Raw genomic sequence first — 21,935 nt, forward strand, 5'->3', positions numbered from 1 at the left:
TACGATTTGAGCGTTGCCCCACGCCCATTGGCAGCTGAACTTTACATACCGCGCGGGCCGAAGGCCGTTGCGGTCCAGCGTGGCACCGATCTGGCGGCCATCGGTGAAAGGCGATCGCGGCGGGGCCGTCCCACGGCTCCATAAGGGCTGCATGGCATTCCTAGAAGGCGCGGCGCTTCTCCGTATGGGAGTGCCGCGGTGCCTTGGAGGTACTGAACCGACTCGATGGAGCGGGCGGCGGCCGCTTCATTGCGGCCTTTATTGCTCAACGGCGCGACGAAACGCTGCTTGGCGCGCGTTCCGATCATGAGCGCTATGGCCGGCGATCAGTTTTCAAAAGGATCAAGCTAAACGGGATAACAATCGATAAAAAGCGGGAGAAAGCGCAGGGAAGAGGCCCGTTTCACCTTGGGAAGGAGCGGCCCACGATTGCCTAATCGCGCGACCCGCTCGGACGTCCAACGCTCTCATAGACAAAGCCAGCCTCAGCCATGTCTTCGGGGCGGTAGACGTTGCGGAGGTCGACGATGATGGACTGCTCATGGTCGCCTTCAGCCGGTCGAGATCGAGCGCGCGGAACTGCACCCATTCGGTGACGATGGCGTCGGCGCCTTGCGCGCAGGAATAGGCATCCCCGCAATAGGTGATGCTGGGCAACTCACCCTTCGCCTGCTCCATGCCGAAGACATCAAAGGCCTTCACCTTCGCGCCCATGTCGATCAGACCGGTGACCAGCGGGATCGACGGCGCATCGCGCATGTCGTCGGTGTCAGGCTTGAAGGTGAGGCCGAGCACGGCGATGGTCTTGCCGCGCAGCGAGCCGCCGAGCGCCTGGCTCACTTTTCGCGCCATCGCGCGCTTGCGGTTCTCGTTAACCGCGAGCACGGATTCGACGATGCGCAAGCTAACGTCGTAGTCCTGCGCGATCTTGATCAGCGCCTTGGTGTCCTTCGGAAAGCACGAGCCGCCGAAGCCCGGGCCGGCATGCAGGAATTTGGCGCCGATGCGGTTGTCCGCCAATGCCGTGCGCTGGGGCAAGCTGCTGCGAGAGAATAAATCATCGCCGCCAGCGCGGAACCAGCGGCGGACATTTACGATGCGACAAACGCGCCGGGGATGCACGCCAACCCAGCGGGTTCGTATCCTGCACAGGGGCGGGCCCGCTCTGTCGAAACGACTTAACCCCCGTCAGCAGCGCTGATAGTCGTCTTCAATCCGGATGATGTCGTCTTCCCCGAGATAGCTTCCCGTCTGGACCTCGATCAGCTCCAGCATGATTTTACCGGGGTTCTCCATCCGGTGCACCGCGCCCATCGGGATGTAGATGGACTCGTTCTCGTGCACGCTTTTGACGGTCTCGTTGACGGTGACGCGGGCCGTGCCGCGGACCACGATCCAGTGCTCGGCGCGATGATGGTGCTTCTGCAGCGACAGACGCCCGCCCGGCTTCACCACGATGCGCTTGACCTGGTGGCGCTCGCCATTGTCGACCGACTGGTAGCTGCCCCAGGGCCGATGCACCTTGAGGTGCTCCTCGGTGACCTTCGGTGCGACCGCCTTGAGTTTTGTGACCAGCCGCTTCAGCCCGTTGGCATCCTTCTGGCGCGAGACCAGCACCGCGTCCGCGGTCGCGACCACGATGAGATCGTCAACGCCTTCGAGTGCGACCAGCGCGGCATCGGTGGTGACGTTGCAGTTGCGGCTATCTTCGAACACGGCGGCGCCGTGCGCGGCATTGCCTTGCGCGTCCTTGTCCGACAATTCCCACACCGCGTGCCAGGAGCCGACGTCGGACCAGCCGCACGACACCGGCACGACCGCTGCGCGCGCGGTCTTCTCCATCACCGCATAGTCGATCGAGATCGCCTTGGCCGCGCCGAACGCCTCGGGCTCCAGCGTCACGAAGCCGAGATCGCGACCGGCATTGGTCACGGCATTGGAGATGGTCTCCACGCTCGCCGCATCGACCTTGCGGTATTCGTCAAGCAGGACGCTGGCCGGAAACATGAAATTGCCGCTGTTCCAGAGATAGCCGGAATTGACATAGTCGGCTGCCTTCACCGCATCCGGCTTCTCGACGAAGCGCGCGACCGCGTGCACCTCGCCGGAGATGACCTCGCCCGGGCTGATATAGCCGTATTCGGTCGCCGGCCGCTCCGGCTTGACGCCGAACGTGACGATGCGCCCGGCGCTCGCGGCGGTGAGGCCCTGGCGGCACGCCGCGACGAACGCGGCATTGTCCTGCACCACGTGGTCGGCGGCGAGCGCGAGCACGATCGCCTCACTCGAGCGGTTCTGCGCAAACACCGCGCCGGCGGCGATCGCCGGGCCGGAATCGCGCCGCATCGGCTCGAGGATCACGTCAGCCTCGATGCCGATTTCGGCGAGCTGCTCCAGCACCATGAAGCGATAGGAGGCATTGGTGATGACGATCGGGCGATCGAACAGCGAAGCCTCCGAGACGCGCAACAGCGTGTCCTGGAAGGTCGAGCGCGTGCCGAACAGCGGCAGGAACTGCTTGGGGCGCACCTCGCGCGAAGCCGGCCACAGCCGCGTTCCGGCACCGCCGCACATGATCAGGGGGATAATTTTTTGGGACACGTGTGAGCTACTCAAGAGAGGGGTTTATACGCGGTGATAATTTCGATACCATTCGACAAAGCGGCCCAAGCCATCCGCGAGCGGCGTCGAGGGCGTGAAGCCGACGTCGCGTTGCAGGGCCGAAATGTCGGCGCGCGTCTCGAGGACGTCGCCAGCCTGCATCGGCAAAAGCGTGCGGATCGCGGGCTTGCCGATGATCTTCTCCAGTGTCTCGACGAACTCGATCAAATTGACCGAGCAATTGTTGCCGATGTTATAGACGCGATACGGCGCATAGCTCGACGAGTTTTCCGGCTGCTCCGCGTTCCACGCGGGATTCGGCGTCGCGGGACGATCGAGGGTGCGGATCACGCCCTCGACGATGTCGTCGACATACGTGAAATCGCGCCACATATTTCCATGATTGAAAAGCTTGATCGGCTCACCCGCAAAGATCGCGCGCGTGAAGAGCCAGGCGGCCATGTCAGGCCGGCCCCATGGACCATAGACAGTGAAGAAGCGAAGTCCGGTCACCGGCAGCTTGTGAACATGTGCGAACGTGTGCGCCATCAGCTCGTTGGCCTTCTTGCTCGCGGCATAGAGGCTGACCGGATGATTGACCGAATGCTCGGTCGAATACGGCAAGGTGCGATTGGCGCCATACACGGAGCTCGACGAGGCGTAGACGAGATGCGCCAGACCGTGGCGCCGGCCCGCTTCGAGCACGGTGACGAAGCCATCACAATTGGCGCGGATGCTGGTGATGGGATCGTCGATCGATGCGCGTACGCCGGGCTGCGCCGCAAGGTGCACCACGCGGTCGGGCGAGACCTCGTCGAACACACGCGTCACCGCAGCGAAGTCTGCAAGATCGATCTCGTGGAATGTGAAAGCATCATGCTTGAGCGTCTCGAGGCGAGCGCGCTTGAGCGCCGGATCATAGTAAGGGGTCACTGCGTCGATGCCGACAACCCGTTCCCCGCGCGCGAGCAAGCGCTCACAGACATGCATGCCGATGAAGCCGGCAGCGCCGGTAACCACCACGGGCGGTGAAGTTGTCATTTTGTTCATTCCGCGAAGCCATGCCAGAGCAAGACATGAGAGACAGAACACCCACTTGAGCGGCCAATTGAAGGCGGAATGACCGCCAACGAATTGGGAATGCCGCTTTGCCCGTGTTGGCTATCGTGAGCGCCAGATCGAGACCAGCACGATCGAGTGCACCGCTTGCCCTAGACTGAAGGCGGACAGATGGCCGCCATTGCGCAAGCAGTGAAGATCCTTACCCATCCATAGCCTCCGATCATGCTCCTACCTCGGTTCCGATCAAGCTCAACATTTCATCCGATGTTGCATCGGGAGGCGGTGCCCTTAAAACAGGGAAATAAGCAGTGAAAGTGGCACACAGTTGGGGGCGTCTCCAAGTCGAAAGCCTGAGAAGCTCCGCAAAACCGGGAGTGACGACGCTGGCGCACGGAACATACCAGGGAATTTCAAGATAGCTAACAGGTAAAAAGAACAGAGGCAATGAACACGCCTGATAGGGGATATCAAGCAGCAGGCACCAACCTCGATGAGGGTGCCAGGAGCTTTGAAAATCGATAAACCTGCGGGAGGCAGCTCGACCTAGGCAAGCCGGCATCGAGTCATTCACCGCTTCGCTATAGGCTGAAGCTGCTGTTGCAATAGTTGCTCCAATCTTGGATCGCCGCGCGTCAACGCGTGCTGAGGAGACGTGCGACTTTGTCGGTCGGAGCACCGCGACCGCTCAGGGAATGCGTCCTCAGGGTGCCCGATGGAGCTATCTTCGTGTGAAGCACATCGAGCATCGCATAGGGTTCGACGACATCCTTGCCATCGTAAGTTCGCTTGAAATGCAGATTGGATCGCAACCGGGCATTCGACATCAAGCCCGCTCAATTTTGAGTCCGCCATCCTGCGAGGTGGCCCGCGGTCTCTTGAAGAAAGTAGCCGTCAGGGAAATAGCAATTTGATGGAGAACAGCAGGTAGGTCGGGATGAGCAATGACCGCTATCCGATCATAAAGCTTTGGACCCCTGAAGACGAGCGGCGGGCGCGAAATGATCGGTCGCGGCTACCGAGCCAACGAAGTTGCGGCAGCCCTGGATCGAACACAGAAGGCAATTCGCAATCGCGCCAACCTGCTGGGGCTGATGTTCGGTCGCGCCAGAAACGCCCCTGCACAAACACGCCCTAAAAGCTGAGCGACTGATGACTAGTAAGGTGAATTCGGCCGGCATTTGTCGCAGCGATCCGATGGACGATCTGGAAGTGAGATGCCAACGTTCGCCTCGCCTTCGGCAAAACGTTACACCATCAGCGCAACCAACTTTACCGCCGCGCAGACGGTCATGCCCCACAATGCCAAGCTGATCAGCAGCGCATCGCCCATGCTGCATCCATGCGTTAGTCAGTGCCAAATTGGTGATGATTCGTCGAACTTGCCAGAGAATTCTGTTGTGCAGCGCCAAATCCCTTGAGAAGGGGCGTGGCCGTTAAGGTTTACTGGTCAGGTTAACCTCAGCAAACGCTTCGTGAAACACGGGAAATTCGGTATGACCTCGACCAGAGAAAATCCGAATGTCAGATAGAACCGCGGATCAAACCGCAGATACCCACGAGCCGCGCAGGCTGTTCGATCTGGTCTTTCCCCTCGCCTCGGTGCTGTAGCCGCCCTGGCTACGATTGTTTGGTTGGGGGCGATCGGGTGGATTGCTTGGCATCCAGTTCGCTTCCTGGTCGCCTGCATTCTTGATTAGCATGGTGGATAGCATTTGCGAATCGCAGGGTTCATCCGATCACATCGTTCTGGGGTATACGCGGTCATTCTCCGTAGGTTTAGCCGATGCACTGACACGCACATCCCTTGTAGGCTTGCCGGCAGAAGTGGCGCGCCGAGGCACGGACAAATCCCCCGACCGATGGTCCTCGGAAGACGAGCTAAAAATTATCATGCTCACGGCGCGAGATGTTCTGACCGACGGATCGCCGTCGCTCGCTGGAACTGTCGGAGCGCATTGAAGCAAAATCGCAGAACCGCATCACTGATGCCGCAGAGAAGACCGCGGGCGGCATGAGCCGGGACGATAGGCCTTGGCCGCTCTCTGGAGCCTACAAATCCGCCAGGTATGCGGCGTATGCGCGCTTCAAGCCATCATCAAGTGAGGTCGTCGCGCGCCAGCCGAGCCCTTCGAGCCGGCTGACGTCAAGCAGCTTACGCGGCGTGCCGTCGGGCCGCGAGCTGTCGAAACTGATCTCGCCGTCGTAACCGACGGTTTCGGCGACGACCCGGGCGAAGTCGGCGATGGTGATGTCCTCGCCCGTGCCGATATTGACCAGCTCGGGACTCGAATAGGTCTTCATCAGATGCACGCAGGCATCGGCCATGTCGTCGACATAAAGGAACTCGCGCCGCGGCGTGCCGGTGCCCCACACAATGACACGCTTCGCACCCGACACCTTGGCCTCGTGGAAGCGGCGGATTAGCGCGGCGACCACGTGGCTCATTTCGGGGTGATAATTGTCGCCGGGGCCGTATAGATTGGTCGGCATTACGCTGATGAAGTCGCTGCCATACTGGCTGCGATAGGCCTCGGCCATCTTGATGCCGGCGATTTTTGCAATTGCATAGGGCTCGTTGGTCGGCTCGAGCGGGCCGGTCAGCACGCAATCTTCGCGCAACGGCTGCGCCGCCAGCTTCGGGTAGATGCAGGACGACCCCAAGAACATCAGCTTCTCGGCGCCGTTCCGATGCGCGGCCTGGATCACGTTCGCCGCGATCGCGATGTTGTCGTAGATGAACTCGGCGCGCAGCGTATTGTTGGCGACGATGCCGCCGACCTTTGCCGCGGCGAGGAAGATCACCTGCGGTCGCGTCCTCGCGAACCAGTCGAACACTGCGGCCTGGTTGCACAGATCAACCTCGCCCCGGTCCACGGTGACGAGCCTGACGTCCTCCCGTTCGAGCCGGCGCGCAAGCGCGCTGCCGACCATGCCGCGATGGCCTGCTACGTAGACACTTTTGCCTGTCAGCTCAAACGGAGCGTTTGCCACTCGTCGCGTCCCGTTTTGCTACCGCCAGATCGCTCGCCATCATCTCCGCGACGAGCTCTGCAAAGCTCCGCTTTGGCGTCCAGCCGAGCACCTCGCGCGCCTTGCTGGCGTCGCCGACGAGGAGATCGACCTCGGTGGGGCGGAAATAGGTCGGATCGATCTTCACCACCGTCTTGCCCGCCTTGATATCGACGCCGGTCTCCTCGACGCCTGCCCCGCGCCATGCGATGCGGCGGCCGAGCTGGGCGAACGATAGCTCAACCATCTCGCGCACCGAGTGCATCTCGCCGGTGGCGAGCACGAAATCGTCGGGCTTGTCGGCTTGCATGATCTTGTGCATGCCCTCGACGTAGTCGCGCGCGTGGCCCCAGTCGCGCTTGGCTTCGAGATTGCCGAGATAGAGCGTCTCCTCCAGCCCGACCTCGATACGGGCGACGGCGCGCGTGATCTTGCGGGTCACAAACGTCTCGCCGCGGATCGGGCTCTCGTGATTGAACAGGATGCCGTTGCTCGCGAACATGCCATAGGCTTCGCGGTAGTTCACCGTGATCCAGTAGCCGTAGAGTTTTGCCACGCCGTAGGGCGAGCGCGGATAGAACGGCGTCGTCTCCTTTTGCGGGATCTCCTGGACGAGGCCGTAGAGCTCCGAAGTCGACGCCTGGTAGAACCGCGTCTCCTTCTCCATGCCGAGGATGCGGATCGCTTCCAGCAGGCGGAGTACGCCGATGCCGTCGGCATTGGCCGTGTATTCCGGGCTCTCGAAGCTGACGGCGACGTGGCTCTGGGCGGCGAGATTGTAGATCTCGGTCGGCCGGATCTGCTGCACCAGGCGGATCAGATTGCTCGAGTCCGTCATGTCGCCGTAGTGCATCAGGAACGGCACGTTGCCGACATGAGGGTCCTGGTAGAGATGATCGACCCGCGCGGTGTTGAACGAGGACGAACGCCGCTTGATGCCGTGCACGACGTAGCCGAGCGACAGCAGGTATTCAGCAAGATAGGCCCCGTCCTGCCCGGTCACGCCGGTGATCAGAGCGATCCGCTCACGCATGGCTGTGCACCTTGTCAGAGGTCAAAGAAGTCTGGCAAACGGGATAACCATCGTTGCTCTCCCTGACAAGCTCAGCGGCAACGGAAAATGGCAGAAACAGGTCCTTTCCGGACGACTGGCATGCGTCCGATCGGGCGATCACATCCTTTGGTAATACTTTTGATACCATTCGACGATACGGCCACGGCCGTCTGCGAAGGGGATTGAAGGCGCGAGGCCAACGGCGCGCAGTGGCTTTGGCTACGTTCTGTGGATGCAGAGCCGCTGGTTGGCAAGTCGTGCGGGAAACCGGTCGTCTTGCCCCGGACGCGCATTCGTCATGGGCAAACGGATAGAGCGCGCGCGTCGCGTCGCTGTCCTCAAGCGCGAGCGCGCAACGGCTCTCGCCACGCTCCGCCCAGGCAAAACGGCTGTCGCGCGCAAAGCCCATGCTGGGTCATCCGTACGTCTTGCTCCGGTACCCCATTTCGTCATTGGCGAGATGCCCGACGATCGAAACAATAACGGTGCATGGCGCGTCCAGGCGGGACCCGCCTGCCAGACGAACTCAGTGCCGTCCTTGTGCTTGAGTGAAGATATCTCGGCCCCGTGCGCCTTGATGGTCGCGGTGAGCCCGCCACTGCGGAGCGTGTGGGTGTCGTCTGTCATGACCATCTCCATAGCGGCAAGCCTTTCAAAAAGCGGGCTTTGATCCCGATTGCCTGCTAACAGGGATTTCTACAGGGAAATGCACCGAGCACCAGGGCAATGGTCGCAAAGAAAATGCCGGAAGGCCTTGATATCCGGGGATTCTCAGCCGCGAAGCGCTAATAATTGGAACAGGGAAATTTGCCGTGGAGAACAGAGATAATTCAAGCGAAACAGGGAAACGCCAAGGCGCCCGCTGGGGCCCATGGTTCTTGTGACAAAACATCGGCACCGGGGAGATCTGGCCGGAGGCCGGCTGGATCGCAGACGTGCCTGTTGGGGACAGCCGTGCCAAGCACGAGAGAAACTTTGGCTTGAGGCGGCGCACATAGTCGCCGCTCGGAAGCTTCGAAGCCGCAATAATTGCGGATTCGGCCGTCCAGGCTAGGAGCGCTCACGAAAAGCACCGGCTTGAGCCATGCGTTGTTCTGTAAGAACGAGCCCAGTCGCAGAGCCCAACGTGGGTAGTTCTGCTTAATATCTTCGCGAATGCTGAACCCTGCCCTGGAGTGGCGCGAAATTCTCGACGAGCACGGCGGCAAGCCTGAAATTCCCGAGCCTGTGGGACTTAGTCCAGTCGCAAGCGAGCGTTGAAGGCCACCGGCTCAAACCCGATTTCGAAGCCGAGACCGTCCTTGGGTCGAGCCTATGTAGGCATCATGTTTTGTCGACTTTGACGCTGCATTCGGCCGTCCAGCTCAGTCCTCGGCCCTGATAGCCAGATCCCTTCTGTTATAGAGGCAATATTCCGGTTCTGTAGGGCACATTTTTCAGCCGGAGCTGTCATGTCTATCGAAGGATCGAATTCCCATAGACTAACCTTCCTGTACATTCCCGTGCAGATGCTGACGAAAAACGCGCGCAATCCTCGCCACCATCCGCAGGAGCAGATCGCGCAACTTTCAAAGAGCATGATTGCGTTTGGAGTGAATAGACCGATCGGGGTCGACGAAGCAAGGTAATCTACGGCAACGCGGTCGTCACCGCTGCCGAGCAACTCGGGATACCGGAACTACCGGCCGTCATTATTCGGCACCTGTCACCGGCGGAGAAACGAGCTTTCGCCCTTGCCGACAACAAAATCGCCTCCAACGGCACCTGGGACCTGCAAGTCCTCAGAGAGGAGGTGCAGGATCTTGTCGATCTGAATTTCGATTTCGACGCGATCGGATTGACACAGCAGAAATCGATGTGATTCTGGACCAGCACCCCACGGACGACGACCTCCTGCCGCAGCTTGGGCCTGCGGTGCCCGCGGTAAGTAGGCGAGGCGATCGCTGGAGACTTGGCAAGAATCGGCTCATCTGCGGCGATGCCCGGGACGAACAAGCCTATAAGACGGTGTTGGACGATCAGCACGCACGCGCGGTGATCGCCGATCCGCCCTACAACGTGCCCATCCACGGCCATGTTGGCGGCCGCGGCGGCATCAAGCACCGCGAGTTCGCGATGGCCTCGGGCGAAATGACGCCGCAACAGTTCACCGCGTTTTTGACTACGACATTCGCACTCTGCGTCGCACACAGCGTTGATGGCTCGCTGCACTACGTGTTTATGAATTGGCTGCATACGTTCGAGCTATTGACGGCCGCACGATGTGTTTATGCCGAGCACAAGAACACCTGTGTCTGGGCGAAAACCAACGCCGGCATGGGCTCGTTCTACCGGTCCCAACACGAGTTCGTTCATGTATTCAAGAACGGCTCGGCGCCGCATATCAACAACATTCAGCTCGGCGCCCCGGCCGCAATCGAACCAATCTGTGGACCTACCAGGGCATCAATAGCTTCGGCCGACAGCGGGACGAGCTGCTGGCTTTGCCCCCCACGGTGAAGCCGGTCGCCTTGGTTGCCGACGTGATCAAGGACTGCACAGCGCGGGACGATCTTGTCTTGGATCCTTTCGCAGGATCGGGAACCACCGTGATCGCCGCAGAGAGGACGGGCCGCCGCGCCGCTCTCTTGGAGATCGACCCGCTGTATTGCGATGCCATTGTACGCCGCTGGCAAAACCACACCGGCCAGGTTGCGATCTGCCTCAGCACTGGCCGTAGCTTTGCCGAGCGAGAAGCGGCGTCAGCCGCCTTGTCGTACTCGCCGCCGCTCCTGCTGCCTGGTCCCTCTCGTGAAGGAGACGGCCGTGACTGACGATCAAGAGGGAGGATACGGCCGCCCACCACTTTCGGGCCGGTTTAAACCCGGACGCTCAGGCAATCCGAGAGGGCGGCCAAAGGGCTCGCCCAATCTCGGACGGACCTAACCAGCATCATGAAAAGGCGCGTCCAGATTCGCGAAGACGGCCAACAACGGTTGGTGACTCGGCAGGAGCTTGTACTCCTCAGACTGTTCGAGCGGGCGGCAAAGGGCGACACCAAGGCCTGCACGCAACTCTTCAGCATGATCATGAAGTTCGAGCCAATGGAACAGTCCAATGGCGAGAGCGCTATCGTCACTGCGCATGACCAAGAGATTATCGCAGATTTCCTACGCCGCCAATCCCAACACGAGGATTGATAAAATGCCGAGCTGCACCAGAGCTCAACGCGATGCGATCTTCCGTTCTGACTTTCCTGCATTCAGCAGGAAGGCTTTTCTGTTTTGTCTCCCAATGACGAATATACGCAGGAATGGTTTCATGAGGTAATCGCCCTCAGATTAGATACGAGCGTTAGATGCGCAACCCGACAGATCATTAACGCGCCGCCCCGCTCGCTGAAGTCGTTCCTCGTCTCAGTGGCGTGGCCCGCCTACAGACTCGGCCAAGAGCCTACTCAGAAGTTCATCTGCGCCAGCTATTCCGAAAAGTTAGCGAACAAGCATTCAGCTGACTGCCGCCGAATTATGGAAGCGACCTGGTATCGTGAGCTATTTCCAACACGTCTCGAGAAGAGCACCGAGGATGAGCTCGGAACAACGAAGGGTGGTTATCGCCTTGCAATGTCCGTCGGCGGTACCCTCACCGGACTTGGCGCCGACACCATCATCGTTGACGATCCGTTGAATGCTATCGGCGCGGTTTCCGATGCGTCGCTCAAGAGTTGCAACGAGTGGTTTGATTGCTCGCTCATGTCGCGCCTGAACGACAAGGCTAAGGGTAGCATCATCGTCGTGATGCAGCGCTTACATCAGCACGACTTAACCGGTCATCTCATTGAAAGGGAGGGTTGGGAACGTCTTACTCTCCCGGGGATTGCGCCGGAGGACCGCTGGATCCAGCTGCAAAACAGAGCCTTCTTTTGGCGGCAAGGAGAGCCGCTGCAGAGACGAGAATCCCTCAACATCTTGGCGGACATCAAAAGCCAAGTGGGAGCAGCGGTGTTTCAAACACAATACCTTCAAGACCCGGCTCCAGACGAAGGCAATGACCTCAAACGGGAATGGCTTCAATCGTATGACATCCTTCCGCCTCGCCAGTCTGGGGACGAAATCGTGCTCTCCTGTGATACGGCAGCGAAGGCCGGCGAAAACAGCAATTACTCGACCTGCTTGGCATTTCTGGTCCGCAATCGGAACCAGTACTATGTGATTGATCTTTGGCGAGGGAAGGTTGAGTTCCACGCGCTTTGCCAAATAATGCTGGGCTTATCGGCCAAATACCGACCGCGTGCCGTGCTCATCGAAGATACCGCCATGGGATCTCCATTAATCAGCGAGCTCAAGCGGCTCGGGTTGCAAGGCTTGGTTGCGATCAAGCCGACCAGAGACAAGCGGTCGCGTATGAGCGGCGAGACCGCAAAGCTGCAGGCCGGCTCCCTCATCGTGCCCCGAACAGCCCACTGGCTCGACGATTTCATGCTGGAATATGTCTCGTTTCCGTTCGGCAAGACCGATGACATGATGGATGCGTTATCCCAATTTCTGACCTGGCGCACGCAAGCCGAGCAACGCACTACCTTTGAGGCAGACTGGGACGCTGCGCCGAATGGATCGAGCGGATCGCAGGCAAGGCTTGGCGCTCCTTCGGCAACTGAGATAGTTCATTGGTTGAGATAGCGCGCACGCTTGTGCTATGCATCCTCACGCAAGCACCAGGTCGAGCTTGTGCTTCTTCGGTCGAGAGGGAACGGTACTGATTCGTAGCCACACCGCGGCGCGCATTGTCGAGCAGGTGCGCGGACGCGGTCGTGCCGTGGACGCGCGGATACTTGGCGCAGACCAGCCTATCAATGGCCGCTGGCCGCATCACCGGCCAAATACGCGGCGAGGAGCGTCGCCTCGTGGGCAGCAGACGCGCGTCATGCTGCCTCTCATCATTCAGAAGATCAAGCTCCCCGAGCCCATTCACTATGCTCTCTCGCGCTGGCAAGCTTAACGCCATTCATCGATGACGGCCCGCGTCGAACTGGACAACAATACCGTCGAACGATCAATCAGTCGTATCAAGCTCAGTCGCAAGAATGCGCTGTTTGCCGGATCCGACGGCGGTGCCGAACACTGGGCTCTGGTCGAGACTTGCAAGCTCAACGACGTCGATCCGCTCACCTAGCTCACCGACGCCCTGATCAGGATCGTCAACGGGCATCCAAAACGCGACATCGACCAGCTACTGCCGTGGGCCTACCGCGCACAAGCGCTCCCTGAGAAGGACACTTTCCCGAAACGGGTCGGCCGGCACGTATTTTCTAGAATGAAGCCAGTCGCGTTTTCGCATTTTCATCCTCACTCTGGCTTTAACGAGCGAAGCGCGCCTCCGCGATCAACGCGCGGTCCTGGTTGCGCTCAAGCGTGTCGAGCCGCCGCGCGACGTCCATGACCGGTGCATCCGAGCGCGCCAACATGGCCTGGCCGATCAGTCGCTAGCTGGAGCTGGCTTTGCCGTGCCCCCGAGCTGCGCCTGGCGTTGGCGCGATTGGCTTCGATTTGTCGGTTGGACGCCATCCTCGCGAGTCCTAACTTCCGGTCTCCGGCTCCAAGGCTTGCTCCAAAGCGCCGTGGTATCAAGGATTTAACAGCCGAAAAGAGCAAGAATCTTGCTGCAGAAAGCACTGGCATTCCCACGCAAAAGGAGGGTTACTGAGTCGGACTGGGCGCATGAAGGCCCCGGTATCTCCCCTCGCGATGGCGGGGCTTTTGGTGGTGCGGCAGCAAGCCGCCTCAGTCCTTAAGGAGATACCGGTGGCCACGATCGCAGCCCATGGCGCCGAGGCGCCACATCACGTCATCAAGTTCGACCCCATTGACCGGCGCGCCTTTATCGGCGGCTCCGATGCCCGCATCATCATGGGCAATGATCAGGACGATCTCACGCGTCTGTGGCGCGAAAAGCGCGGCGAGATCGCGCCGCAAGATCTTGCGCACAACCTGATCGTGCAGCTCGGCACCGTCACCGAGGACCTCAACCGGACCTGGTATCAGCGCGCGTCGGGTCAGACCGTTATCGACATTCAGAAGCGGGTGCGGCATCCGGTCCATCGCTGGATGGCGGCCACGCTCGACGGCATCGTCGCCGAAACCGGCGCGGTGTTCGAGGCCAAGTTCATGCTGCCCTGGGCGTTTACCGAGGAGGCCGCGGCCGACAAGCATATGGCGCAGCTGCAGCACAACATGTGGGTGGTCGCCGCCCGCTCCGCTGTGCTGTCGATCATCACCGGCGGCGGCAAATGGGTCGAGCTCACCCTGCATGCCGATCCGCTCTACCAGCATTTGCTGCTCACGGCGGAAAAAAGTTCTGGCGCTGCGTGCAGAGCGGCGAGCCGCCGCTCCTGTTCGGGATCGAGCCGCCGCGGCCGCGGCTGGCCGCGGTCAAGGTCGTCGACATGACCGCGTCCAATCTGTGGGCCGAGTGCGCGGCGACCTATTTGCGCACCCGCACCGCCCATGGCGAGCACGAACTGGTCAAGGCCGAGCTTCGCGCCAAGCGCGCCAAATCCGGCGCGATCAGCTTTGATCCGGTTGAGATGGAGAGCGTCCATGCATCAGGCCAGTGAGCATATCGGGCAGATCGCCGCCGCATTGGCCCGTGCCCAGGCCGAGCTGATCAACCCGGAGAAAACCCTGACAGCTCAGATCCGCTCGCCGTTTCTGACGCGATGACGACCGGATTTTTCGCTACGCCTCGCTGGCGTCGGGCCTCGACATCGTGCGCAAGACCTTAGGCCAGCAGGAAATCGCCACCATCCAGACCACCCGGGTCGAGACCGCCACCGGCATCATTCAGCTCACCACCCTGCTCGCCCATGCCTCCGGCGAATGGATCTCCTCGGACTGGCCAGTCTGCGCACTCAAGGACGTCGAGGCGCCGCACCGCATGGGGGCGGCGCGGACCTATGCCCGGCGCTATACGCTGTTCGCGCTGGTCGGGATCACCGGCGACGATGATCTGGACGCGCCCGACGCGGTGGCCGGCCCGCCGGTCGCGGCGCACCCCGCCTCTGGCGCGAAAGCCAAGCCCGCCAAGGGTGTTCTCAACCGCGCACCCGTGCTGAGGCCGCCAGAGTCTGCGGAGCTCCGGGAGGGGCTGTTGCGCCAGCTCGCAGCCCTGCACGATGGCGATGGCCTGCTCGCCTGGGCCAAGGCCAGCCTGCCGCTCAAGAACACCCTGCTGGCGGCGGACGCCCGGGTCGTCGAGGCTGCCTACCAGACCCGCCTGGAGGAGGCCGGCCGGGCCAAGCCCAGCACGGGCGAACACGCGCCCGCCGCAAACGGCGAGCCAGGCCTGCCGGCAGAGCCGCTCCCGGCAGCGACAGATGCCGCGCTGCAGCCGGCTCTGCCCGCGCAGGAGCCTGGACTGGCCCATCCCAAGGAGCCGCCCCGCAAGCGCAGCAAGGCGCACCTGCTATTCGTCTGCGGGCAGCCTTGCCTGGTTTGCCAGCAAACCCCGTGCGATGCCCACCATCTGAAGTTCGCTCAACCCAGAGCTCTCGGCCGCAAGGTCGACGACGAGTTCACCGTGCCACTATGCCGCGCTCATCACCAGGAGCTGCACCGGGAAGGTAACGAGCGCGCTTGGTGGTCCAACCTACAGATCTCGCCGCTGCCCATCGCGCAAGAGCTGTGGGCGGCAAGTCCGGTCCACGATCAAACCACCGCCGCAATCGCGATCGTGACTTCCTCCACGCATCTTGGTCCGGAGGCCTCACCATGATGAACACGCCATTCCCGAGCGCGCACCAGCTCAAGGCGACTGCGCTGCCGGTCGAATTTGAGGCCTTAACGGCATCGTCATTGCTGCTGCCGGGCGAGCGCCTCGAGCACTACCAGATGCTGCGGCAGGCGATCTTCGCTGACCTCGCGCCGCGATCCGTCATTGAATGGCTGCTCGCCATCGATGTCGCCGAACTGTCCTGGGAGATCCAACGCTATCGCGTGTTACGCCACAAGCTTCTTGAGAGCTATCGCCAAAAAGCAATTGAGGCCGCGTTACGGCGCATTGACTTGGTTGGAATGGGACCCGAATGGCAAGACGAGGCGGAGTACTACACGCTGCAAAACGCCCTGAGCTGGCGGATTGATCCTGTTGCGAGAACCGAAACCGACACGCGCCTTGCTGCCCATGGCTTCGATTAGCTTGCCATCAGCACCGACGCCTATGTGCAGGCGCGCGAGATGGTCGTGCTGTTCGAAGGTCTGCTCAATGCCGCACAAACCAAACGCATTGCTGCTGCTTCGCGAAATTCGAAACGTGCGCCTCGCGGCTGGACCAGCAGGTTTGCGGCGCTGAGAGATCAAACTGGCGCTCCCGGGCCGACCACAACCCGAAGCGAAAGCGTCTCCTCCCCGCCTGGCGCAATATGCATCAAACCCGGCTTGTCGCTGAACTCGCCGTCGAAGGTCGCGGGGCTGGCATAACCCCGCCACGGCTCGATGCATAAGAACGGGGCGCCTGACGGCTTTGAGCAGATACCGAGCTCGCGAAAGCCGGACCACGACATTTCCAGCCACGGCCCCTGCCCAGCCGCATAGCGGACAGAACTGCTGTTGATGCGATCGAAGATCACGACGTCGTCGGTGAACAGGGATTCGGACAGGGGAAGCACCGCGCCTTTGACTGGGCTCGGCTCCGTTGCCCCACGCAATAGCCCGCCGTGAAGACGACGTACCGGAAAGGACTCCTCGTTGGCAAAGGTCAGCGCGTAGCTTTCCTTCGGTCTCCCGGGCTGAAGCGGCCAGTTGAAAGCGGGATGGCCGCCGACCGAAGCCGGCAACGTCTCCTCGCCTGTGTTGACGATTCTGAGCGCCACATCGAGACCGGCTTCCTCGAGTGTGTAGGTCACGACCAGCCGGAACGCGAACTGATAGAGCGCGTGCCGCTTCTCTGTCGTCAAGCACCAGCGCGCAACTATTCTCGCCACGTTCCGCCCAGGCAAAGCGGCTGTCGCGCGCAAAACCGTGCTGGGCATCCGGTACGTCCGGCCCCCCGCCGCAACTCGTCATTGGCGAGATGCCCGATGATCGGAAACAGCAGCGGCGCATGGCGTGGCCAGACTGGGCCCGCCTGCCAGATGAATTCGAAGCCGGCAGCATCTTTGAGCGAGCACAGTTCGGCCCCCCTGGGCCTTGATGGTCGCGGTGAGTCCGCAGCTTCGGATCGTGTGGGTGTCGTCAGTCATAACCCATTATCTCGGGTAAGCTTGGGCAAAAGACGGTCCCTAGGTGTGATAGGCCCGATACCACGACACGAAGCGCGCGATGCCGTCCTCAATCGAGGTCGAGGGCCGGAAATCGATCTCGCGCGCGAGATCATCGACGTCGGCATAGGTGGCATAGACGTCGCCGGGCTGCATCGGAAGCAGTTCCTTCGTCGCAATCCGGCCCAACTCCTTCTCCAGCAGGGCCACGATCTTGTTCAACTCCTCGGGCTGGTTGTTCCCGATGTTGAAGACGCGCCAGGGCGCGGCGCTCGCGCCCGGATCGGGTGCGGCGTCGGCCGCCTTGGCGATGCCTTGCGGAGGATGGTCGAGCAGCTTGACGACGGCCGTAGCGACGTCGTCGACATAGGTGAAATCGCGGCGCATATCGCCGCCATTGAACAGCTTAATCGGCCGCCCCTCGGAGATCGCCTTGGTGAAGCCGAATATTGCCATGTCGGGCCGGCCCCAGGGACCGTAGACCGTGAAGAACCTCAAGCCGGTCGCCGGCAAGCGATAGAGATGGCTGTAGGCATGGGCCATCAGCTCGTTGGACTTCTTCGTTGCAGCGTACAGGCTGACGGGATGGTCGACATTGTCGTGGACGGAAAACGGCATTTTGGTATTGGCGCCGTAGACTGACGATGACGAGGCGAACAGCAAGTGCTTGCAGCCGTTGTGCCGACAACCCTCGAGCACGTTCATGAAGCCTTCAAGATTGGAATCGACATAGGCCCGCGGATTGTCGACCGAATAGCGCACGCCGGCTTGCGCTGCGAGATGCACCACCTTCTCGAAGCGATAGGTCTCGAACAGTTCGCTCATGCCGGCCCGATCAGCGAGATCGAGCTTCACAAATGAAAATCTCGGGTCGTTCTTGAGAAGGTCGAGCCGCGCGAGCTTCAGCGCGGGATCATAGTAGGTGTTGAGATTATCGAGCCCGATCACGGGCACGCCCGCCTGCAGCAGGATCTGTGCGACATGGAAGCCAATGAAACCGGCGGCGCCGGTCACCAGGATTGCGGGAGGTTGGGCCTTTTGCATTCACCTTTTCCGCTTTGAAGCCGCGGGAGCGTACCCGCTGAGCTAGAACAGCGACAGCACAGAATTTATCAATATAGCACCCTTATCACGGCAGGAGCGGCGAACCGCGTAAGGTCTGGTGGAAGCGCGATGTCCGACCGCGTGCCGGAGGAACTATGATGCAACTAAGACGGCGGCGTCACCGGTGAACGGGGGATTTAGATAAGGAAAGCACCTTGCCGCTGATCGGGCTCTGCTGCGCTGCCGCACAACAGCCCGCCATCGAGACGACGAACCGGAAACGATTCCTCGTTCGCAAAGGTCAGCGCGTAGCTTTCCTTGGGTCTTCCAGGCTGAAGCGGCCAGTTGCAGGCGGGATGCCGCCGACCGAAGCCGGCACTGTCGCCTCGCCTTGGTTGTGATCTACATAGCCGACGAAGCCGGACTCGACGTGGCGGACACAGCGTTTTCCACACTTGCGACGCGCGAAGACGAGGTGCTCCGCGGAACTCAGATTGGGAGGGTGATTGCAAAGGCGCTTTGACAGCCCCTGGCAGCCACGTCCACCGACAAGCAGCGCGCCTATCCGATGCGGCCGTTGAAGATCACTCTGGGCGGGATGCGGGCGCCGGACGCCAGTAACCCCATTGTTGGCCAGCAAGGAGGCCGGCCCGCGCCGACAGACAGCCCGAAACAACTCGCGCGCTGTATTCGGCACCTATGACGAAGCGAAAGAGCGGCCCGAAGCTCATCGCTGACGAAGGACCAACAAAGTGAAGTCCCGATACCGATGCTTCGAAGCTGGCGTTCAGTTTTGGCGCCCGCCCGAGACGTTGGATCGCACACCTAAGATGCTCAGAGATGAACGTCAGACTTGCAACATCGATATCGTAGCCGCTACCGGCGATGACATGGTCAACCACCAGCCGACGTTCACCTGCATCAGTTGCAAAGCGCAGCTCCAGCGCCACACGCCCGGACACCTCGCGCGCATTGACCACAGCTACTCCGAGATGGATGGGCAACCGAGTTTCAACTCGGGGGCGGAGCCACCATGCCCCCTCTGCTGGCAGGTGGTCATTAACGAACTGAGTTCGCCATTTGGCGGGCACTCGATGCATCGCGCCCGGAAATTGGGTAAGTGCCTTGGCTTTTAGCCCGCGGCCCAGCCCTGAGATAGGCCAGCGCAGGCGCTCCCAAAGACTAGGTTCGAGTGAGGAGCGATCATGCCACCGAACTGAACTCTCGCGTACGAGAAGCTGCGGCCGCGCACCAGCTTCGCACAGCAAGGCAGCCGCTTCGAGAGCTGACTGACCTGCCCCAATCACGGCAACATCGCGCCCTGTGAACGCAGCGAAGCTCTTAACCCCGGACGTATGGACTGCAAGATCCGGCGGCAGGGATGCGAGCGCGGGCGGAACATACGCAAAGCCTGACAACCCGGTTGCAACTACTACCCGATCCGCGACGAATCGTTCTCCGTCCGACAGAGAGATAACAAAACCATTACCCTGCCGATCAACGTTCTCAACCTCGACAGGCTCGACCCAAGGCACATTGTGTTGCTGAAACCAGCGCCCGTACTGCGTGAAATTCGCGATCGAGCATGGCTCGAAAGTCTCAAGTCCGCGGGGCTCACTGTAATCAGCAAAGGAATAGCCGGGCGCCGGAGTAGAAAGATTGGTGCCAAAACAGAAGGATTTCAGATAGCGCTCGCCGCCGGCCTCGGCGATATCCGACCAGAATCGCATCGGATGTCCGAAAATGCGGCTTTCGACCTTACGCGCCAAGAGATGTGCGGCGAGTGAAAGTCCATAGGGACCGGCTCCGATGATCGCGACGGCGACCCGGCTCATGGCAATTCCTGGATGGCTGGCTGTGGCGTCCAAGCCGAATCTAGCGGGGTCAAGCGCAGGAATCGTGGTAAAGCCTTGAGGCCCAGATAGATTTGCGCGAGCGAATGGATGACCCAAGGAATCGGATCGCTGCCGTCGGCGGCGTAATCGACCGTCTCGGCCGCGTGCTTTTTAAGCCATGCATGCCAATGCCTGCGATCCTTATGCGACATTCGCCTTGTGATAGTCTGGGCGAAAAGGAATGCGCGCAGGGCAGACCTATCGCAAAAGACAATTTGCTCATTATCCTGCACCTGCGCCTTCCCGACCGCTTCGCGCAAGGACGTGGTGTCCCCAACAGCGCCAAGGCACGCAAGGAACGGAAGCGGCATACCTCGTCGTATGTCCATCCCGATTTGATTAAACAGGCGTGGGTTAAAGTCTATGACCGCCCAACGTCCATTAGACATAACAAACTCGACCTCGAAGATGCCGAAATATTCCAACTCACGACAAAGCCGGCGAACTGCATCGGAAAGCGCCGGGGCTGGTGGCAGCGATTCAAAGCAGAGACCAACTCCCATGGGCTGCGATCGCTGCAACACCTTGGTTGCGCTACGGGTAACGAATAGCTCTCCCGTCCGGTCGATGAATCCTGTTACCGAATGCACACCCTCGTTCCCTACTCGGACAAATTGTTGCAGAATGGGCAAGTGGGAATCCGCGAAAAGTGGGTTATCAGCTGCCCGGACCCGCTCGCGCTGAACAAACCGTTGATATTTGCTCAACAGCTCGGTCCTTGAGTACGCCACTATCCCCTTGTCGCTTCTTAGGCGGTGAACATGAGTGCGCGGCTTTATGAGGATTGGATAAGGTAGGTCTGGCGATAACTTGGCGACATCATCGATGTTTCGCGGATTCCAGCTCGGCAACACTGTGAGGCCGGCATTGATCGCAGCGTCCGCAAGAAGCTTCTTTTCAAGAACGCGCTGCATGGTCGCACTGGATGGTTGGTACAGACAAAAATCCCGAGCCAGAAGTGCAGCGTTTTCTGTATACATCCAGGCAGTTTCGTCCGACGTCGGTAGCAATATCTTGCCTTGATCGGCCGCACCAATCGCAACAAGCCGCTCAAGAAACGGCTGGACCTTGCTTTCCGGCGGTGCGGAATAGACGCGTGCCGCGTGACGGGACCATGCCGCCGCGTCAAGGCGTTGGCTTGATAGGACGCCGACGTCAATGTTGTTGTTCACGAGATGGCGGACAGCAGCGATCGTTCCACCAAACGAAGCAGACGCTAGAAGCACTGAGAGATCTTTGTTCGAAATGCACACTATACTAATCTTCAAAATCGATTAGACGCACGATCAGGCGGTCCTCAGAAAGCCCGGCGGCCCGTCGGACATCCAAGTTGCGGTCGCGCGATCGAACAGCACGGTCCAAGGCGGCGATGATATGATCGCCGCTTAATCAGCGTCTATTCGAGTTTGTGATTAACGTAAATGTTCAATGTAAGCCGATGCGAGATTAGGTGAATGCCGAGCCTGGTGTGCAGCCGACGGATCGTCGACAATCCGGCCCCGGATGGCAGCTGCCGGGTTACCACGGCCGCCGTTCGGCCCCTCGGCCGCGCGCAAGCTCGCGAGTCGAGACCCTGCGAAGCGGTCAATTGGGGGCGCCGAGTGAAGGTCATCGAAGGGGCGGCATCCTTCCGTTTGCGCTCGAAGAGGGAATGTGACCGTAGAGCTACGGAGCATCTCGTTAAGGCGACGTCGTATCAGCCTTGCCGCGCTGAAATTCACGGGGATGCTGCCGTTAACAGGCCAGGAAATGTAGCGTTATCGGCACCGACGAAAGTACGTCTCCGCACCAGATTCGGGCCCTGCGCATGAGAGACTCCTTCCGTTGACGACGGATGTTCCACTCAACACCGTAGAGCATTTCTCTATCGACCGCACGCCCAACATTGGGGCAAGTTGCGAACCGAATAATCCCTAGCCACTTCGTGGGATAAGAACTGCGGACATTTCGTGAAATAGTTGATGCAAGGCGCCTCAGAATCGAACGGCGAACCTCAGCATTTTAACTAAAGCAAACGCCGGACCTCGCACCAGTTAGC

17 protein-coding genes and 6 pseudogenes are annotated in these 21,935 nt (G+C 60.5%); 12 read left to right on the top strand and 11 right to left on the bottom strand.

Translation table 11 applies throughout. From position 1 onward, the window contains the following. Positions 1 to 42 precede the first annotated feature (42 nt). A pseudogene (locus tag RX329_RS42100) lies at positions 43 to 160 on the bottom strand (hypothetical protein); the annotation flags it as partial. A 43-nt stretch (positions 161 to 203) separates the two neighbouring features. On the opposite strand from RX329_RS42100, the gene RX329_RS34420 reads away from it, so the two are divergent. Beyond that, positions 204 to 437 (top strand): hypothetical protein, encoded by a 234-nt coding sequence (locus RX329_RS34420; RefSeq protein ID WP_317244950.1) that lies wholly within the window; start codon positions 204 to 206, stop codon positions 435 to 437. Here RX329_RS34420 and RX329_RS34425 read toward each other — a convergent pair. From RX329_RS34425 to RX329_RS34435, 3 genes and pseudogenes are all read right to left on the bottom strand, one after another. Further along, positions 434 to 1,014, bottom strand: a pseudogene (locus RX329_RS34425) (UDP binding domain-containing protein); the annotation flags it as partial. The gene RX329_RS34420 and the pseudogene RX329_RS34425 sit on opposite strands and share 4 nt — an antisense overlap. A 174-nt stretch (positions 1,015 to 1,188) precedes the next feature. Further along, positions 1,189 to 2,574 carry a mannose-1-phosphate guanylyltransferase/mannose-6-phosphate isomerase gene (locus tag RX329_RS34430; protein WP_410706536.1) on the bottom strand — a complete coding sequence of 462 codons (1,386 nt, stop codon included), beginning with the start codon at positions 2,572 to 2,574 and terminating at the stop codon, positions 1,189 to 1,191. A gap of 51 nt (positions 2,575 to 2,625) precedes the next feature. Continuing rightward, positions 2,626 to 3,642 (bottom strand): NAD-dependent epimerase, encoded by a 1,017-nt coding sequence (locus RX329_RS34435; RefSeq protein ID WP_317244952.1) that lies wholly within the window; start codon positions 3,640 to 3,642, stop codon positions 2,626 to 2,628. Positions 3,643 to 4,877: 1,235 nt separating this feature from the next. Between RX329_RS34435 and RX329_RS34440 the strand changes: the two genes are divergently transcribed. Then, positions 4,878 to 5,081, top strand: a complete 204-nt coding sequence (locus tag RX329_RS34440) for a hypothetical protein (RefSeq protein ID WP_317244953.1) — start codon at positions 4,878 to 4,880, stop codon at positions 5,079 to 5,081. 631 nt (positions 5,082 to 5,712) lie between these two features. Here RX329_RS34440 and RX329_RS34445 read toward each other — a convergent pair. From RX329_RS34445 to RX329_RS34455, 3 genes and pseudogenes are all read right to left on the bottom strand, one after another. Next, positions 5,713 to 6,654: a GDP-L-fucose synthase family protein gene (locus tag RX329_RS34445; RefSeq protein ID WP_317244954.1), complete on the bottom strand. Its 942-nt coding sequence runs from the start codon at positions 6,652 to 6,654 to the stop codon at positions 5,713 to 5,715. Continuing rightward, the gene (gene gmd / locus RX329_RS34450; protein ID WP_317244955.1) at positions 6,635 to 7,705 is read right to left on the bottom strand and encodes a GDP-mannose 4,6-dehydratase; all 1,071 of its coding nucleotides are present in this window, start codon (positions 7,703 to 7,705) and stop codon (positions 6,635 to 6,637) included. Before gmd ends, RX329_RS34445 begins: the two co-directional genes overlap by 20 nt. A 322-nt stretch (positions 7,706 to 8,027) precedes the next feature. After that, positions 8,028 to 8,353 (bottom strand): annotated as a pseudogene (locus RX329_RS34455) (aldose 1-epimerase family protein); the annotation flags it as partial. Between the two features lie 1,230 nt (positions 8,354 to 9,583). Here RX329_RS34455 and RX329_RS34460 point away from each other — a divergent pair. From RX329_RS34460 to RX329_RS34505, 10 genes and pseudogenes are all read left to right on the top strand, one after another. After that, positions 9,584 to 10,225, top strand: coding sequence for a hypothetical protein (locus RX329_RS34460; protein ID WP_317246499.1), 642 nt, complete (start codon positions 9,584 to 9,586; stop codon positions 10,223 to 10,225). Continuing rightward, positions 10,171 to 10,539 carry a site-specific DNA-methyltransferase gene (locus RX329_RS34465; protein ID WP_317246462.1) on the top strand — a complete coding sequence of 123 codons (369 nt, stop codon included), beginning with the start codon at positions 10,171 to 10,173 and terminating at the stop codon, positions 10,537 to 10,539. Before RX329_RS34460 ends, RX329_RS34465 begins: the two co-directional genes overlap by 55 nt. Then, positions 10,532 to 10,651, top strand: coding sequence for a DUF5681 domain-containing protein (locus RX329_RS34470; protein ID WP_317244956.1), 120 nt, complete (start codon positions 10,532 to 10,534; stop codon positions 10,649 to 10,651). The genes RX329_RS34465 and RX329_RS34470 overlap by 8 nt, the downstream gene beginning before the upstream one ends. 8 nt (positions 10,652 to 10,659) lie before the next feature. Further along, positions 10,660 to 10,905, top strand: coding sequence for a DUF5681 domain-containing protein (locus RX329_RS34475; protein WP_317244957.1), 246 nt, complete (start codon positions 10,660 to 10,662; stop codon positions 10,903 to 10,905). Positions 10,906 to 10,989: 84 nt separating this feature from the next. Next, the gene (terL, locus tag RX329_RS34480; RefSeq protein ID WP_317244958.1) at positions 10,990 to 12,384 is read left to right on the top strand and encodes a phage terminase large subunit; all 1,395 of its coding nucleotides are present in this window, start codon (positions 10,990 to 10,992) and stop codon (positions 12,382 to 12,384) included. A 244-nt stretch (positions 12,385 to 12,628) separates the two neighbouring features. Then, positions 12,629 to 12,961: pseudogene (locus RX329_RS34485) on the top strand (IS66 family transposase); the annotation flags it as partial. Positions 12,962 to 13,506: 545 nt separating this feature from the next. Then, positions 13,507 to 14,318, top strand: a pseudogene (locus tag RX329_RS34490) (YqaJ viral recombinase family protein). After that, positions 14,302 to 14,424 (top strand): hypothetical protein, encoded by a 123-nt coding sequence (locus RX329_RS34495; RefSeq protein WP_317244959.1) that lies wholly within the window; start codon positions 14,302 to 14,304, stop codon positions 14,422 to 14,424. Before RX329_RS34490 ends, RX329_RS34495 begins: the two are co-directional and overlap by 17 nt. Positions 14,425 to 14,470: 46 nt before the next feature. After that, the gene (locus tag RX329_RS34500) at positions 14,471 to 15,475 is read left to right on the top strand and encodes an ERF family protein (protein WP_317244960.1); all 1,005 of its coding nucleotides are present in this window, start codon (positions 14,471 to 14,473) and stop codon (positions 15,473 to 15,475) included. Further along, complete coding sequence (locus RX329_RS34505) at positions 15,472 to 15,897, top strand: hypothetical protein (protein WP_317244961.1); 426 nt, start codon at positions 15,472 to 15,474, stop codon at positions 15,895 to 15,897. The genes RX329_RS34500 and RX329_RS34505 overlap by 4 nt, the downstream gene beginning before the upstream one ends. 158 nt (positions 15,898 to 16,055) lie before the next feature. Here RX329_RS34505 and RX329_RS34510 read toward each other — a convergent pair. From RX329_RS34510 to RX329_RS34525, 4 genes and pseudogenes are all read right to left on the bottom strand, one after another. Continuing rightward, positions 16,056 to 16,940: pseudogene (locus RX329_RS34510) on the bottom strand (aldose 1-epimerase family protein). A gap of 39 nt (positions 16,941 to 16,979) precedes the next feature. Next, the gene (locus tag RX329_RS34515) at positions 16,980 to 18,002 is read right to left on the bottom strand and encodes an NAD-dependent epimerase (protein ID WP_317244962.1); all 1,023 of its coding nucleotides are present in this window, start codon (positions 18,000 to 18,002) and stop codon (positions 16,980 to 16,982) included. Positions 18,003 to 18,586: 584 nt separating this feature from the next. Then, positions 18,587 to 19,837: an NAD(P)-binding domain-containing protein gene (locus RX329_RS34520; RefSeq protein WP_317244963.1), complete on the bottom strand. Its 1,251-nt coding sequence runs from the start codon at positions 19,835 to 19,837 to the stop codon at positions 18,587 to 18,589. Beyond that, a complete protein-coding gene (locus RX329_RS34525) occupies positions 19,834 to 21,150 on the bottom strand; it encodes an ATP-grasp domain-containing protein (protein ID WP_317244964.1) in 1,317 nt (438 codons plus the stop codon). The genes RX329_RS34520 and RX329_RS34525 overlap by 4 nt, the downstream gene beginning before the upstream one ends. Positions 21,151 to 21,935 lie beyond the last annotated feature (785 nt).

It is taken from the genome of Bradyrhizobium sp. BWC-3-1 (genome assembly GCF_032917965.1).
GTDB classification, from domain to species: Bacteria; Pseudomonadota; Alphaproteobacteria; order Rhizobiales; family Xanthobacteraceae; genus Bradyrhizobium; species Bradyrhizobium canariense_D.

Bases quoted from the DNA above. Each gene is read 5' to 3' on its own strand.
- RX329_RS34520 (WP_317244963.1), bottom strand. From the start codon at position 19,837: ATGAGCCGGGTCGCCGTCGCGATCATCGGAGCCGGTCCCTATGGACTT.
- RX329_RS34495 (WP_317244959.1), top strand. From the start codon at position 14,302: ATGCATCAGGCCAGTGAGCATATCGGGCAGATCGCCGCCGCATTGGCC.
- RX329_RS34430 (WP_410706536.1), bottom strand. From the start codon at position 2,574: ATGTGCGGCGGTGCCGGAACGCGGCTGTGGCCGGCTTCGCGCGAGGTG.
- RX329_RS34515 (WP_317244962.1), bottom strand. From the start codon at position 18,002: ATGCAAAAGGCCCAACCTCCCGCAATCCTGGTGACCGGCGCCGCCGGT.
- gmd (WP_317244955.1), bottom strand. From the start codon at position 7,705: ATGCGTGAGCGGATCGCTCTGATCACCGGCGTGACCGGGCAGGACGGG.
- RX329_RS34505 (WP_317244961.1), top strand. From the start codon at position 15,472: ATGATGAACACGCCATTCCCGAGCGCGCACCAGCTCAAGGCGACTGCG.
- RX329_RS34475 (WP_317244957.1), top strand. From the start codon at position 10,660: ATGAAAAGGCGCGTCCAGATTCGCGAAGACGGCCAACAACGGTTGGTG.
- RX329_RS34440 (WP_317244953.1), top strand. From the start codon at position 4,878: ATGCCAACGTTCGCCTCGCCTTCGGCAAAACGTTACACCATCAGCGCA.
- RX329_RS34435 (WP_317244952.1), bottom strand. From the start codon at position 3,642: ATGACAACTTCACCGCCCGTGGTGGTTACCGGCGCTGCCGGCTTCATC.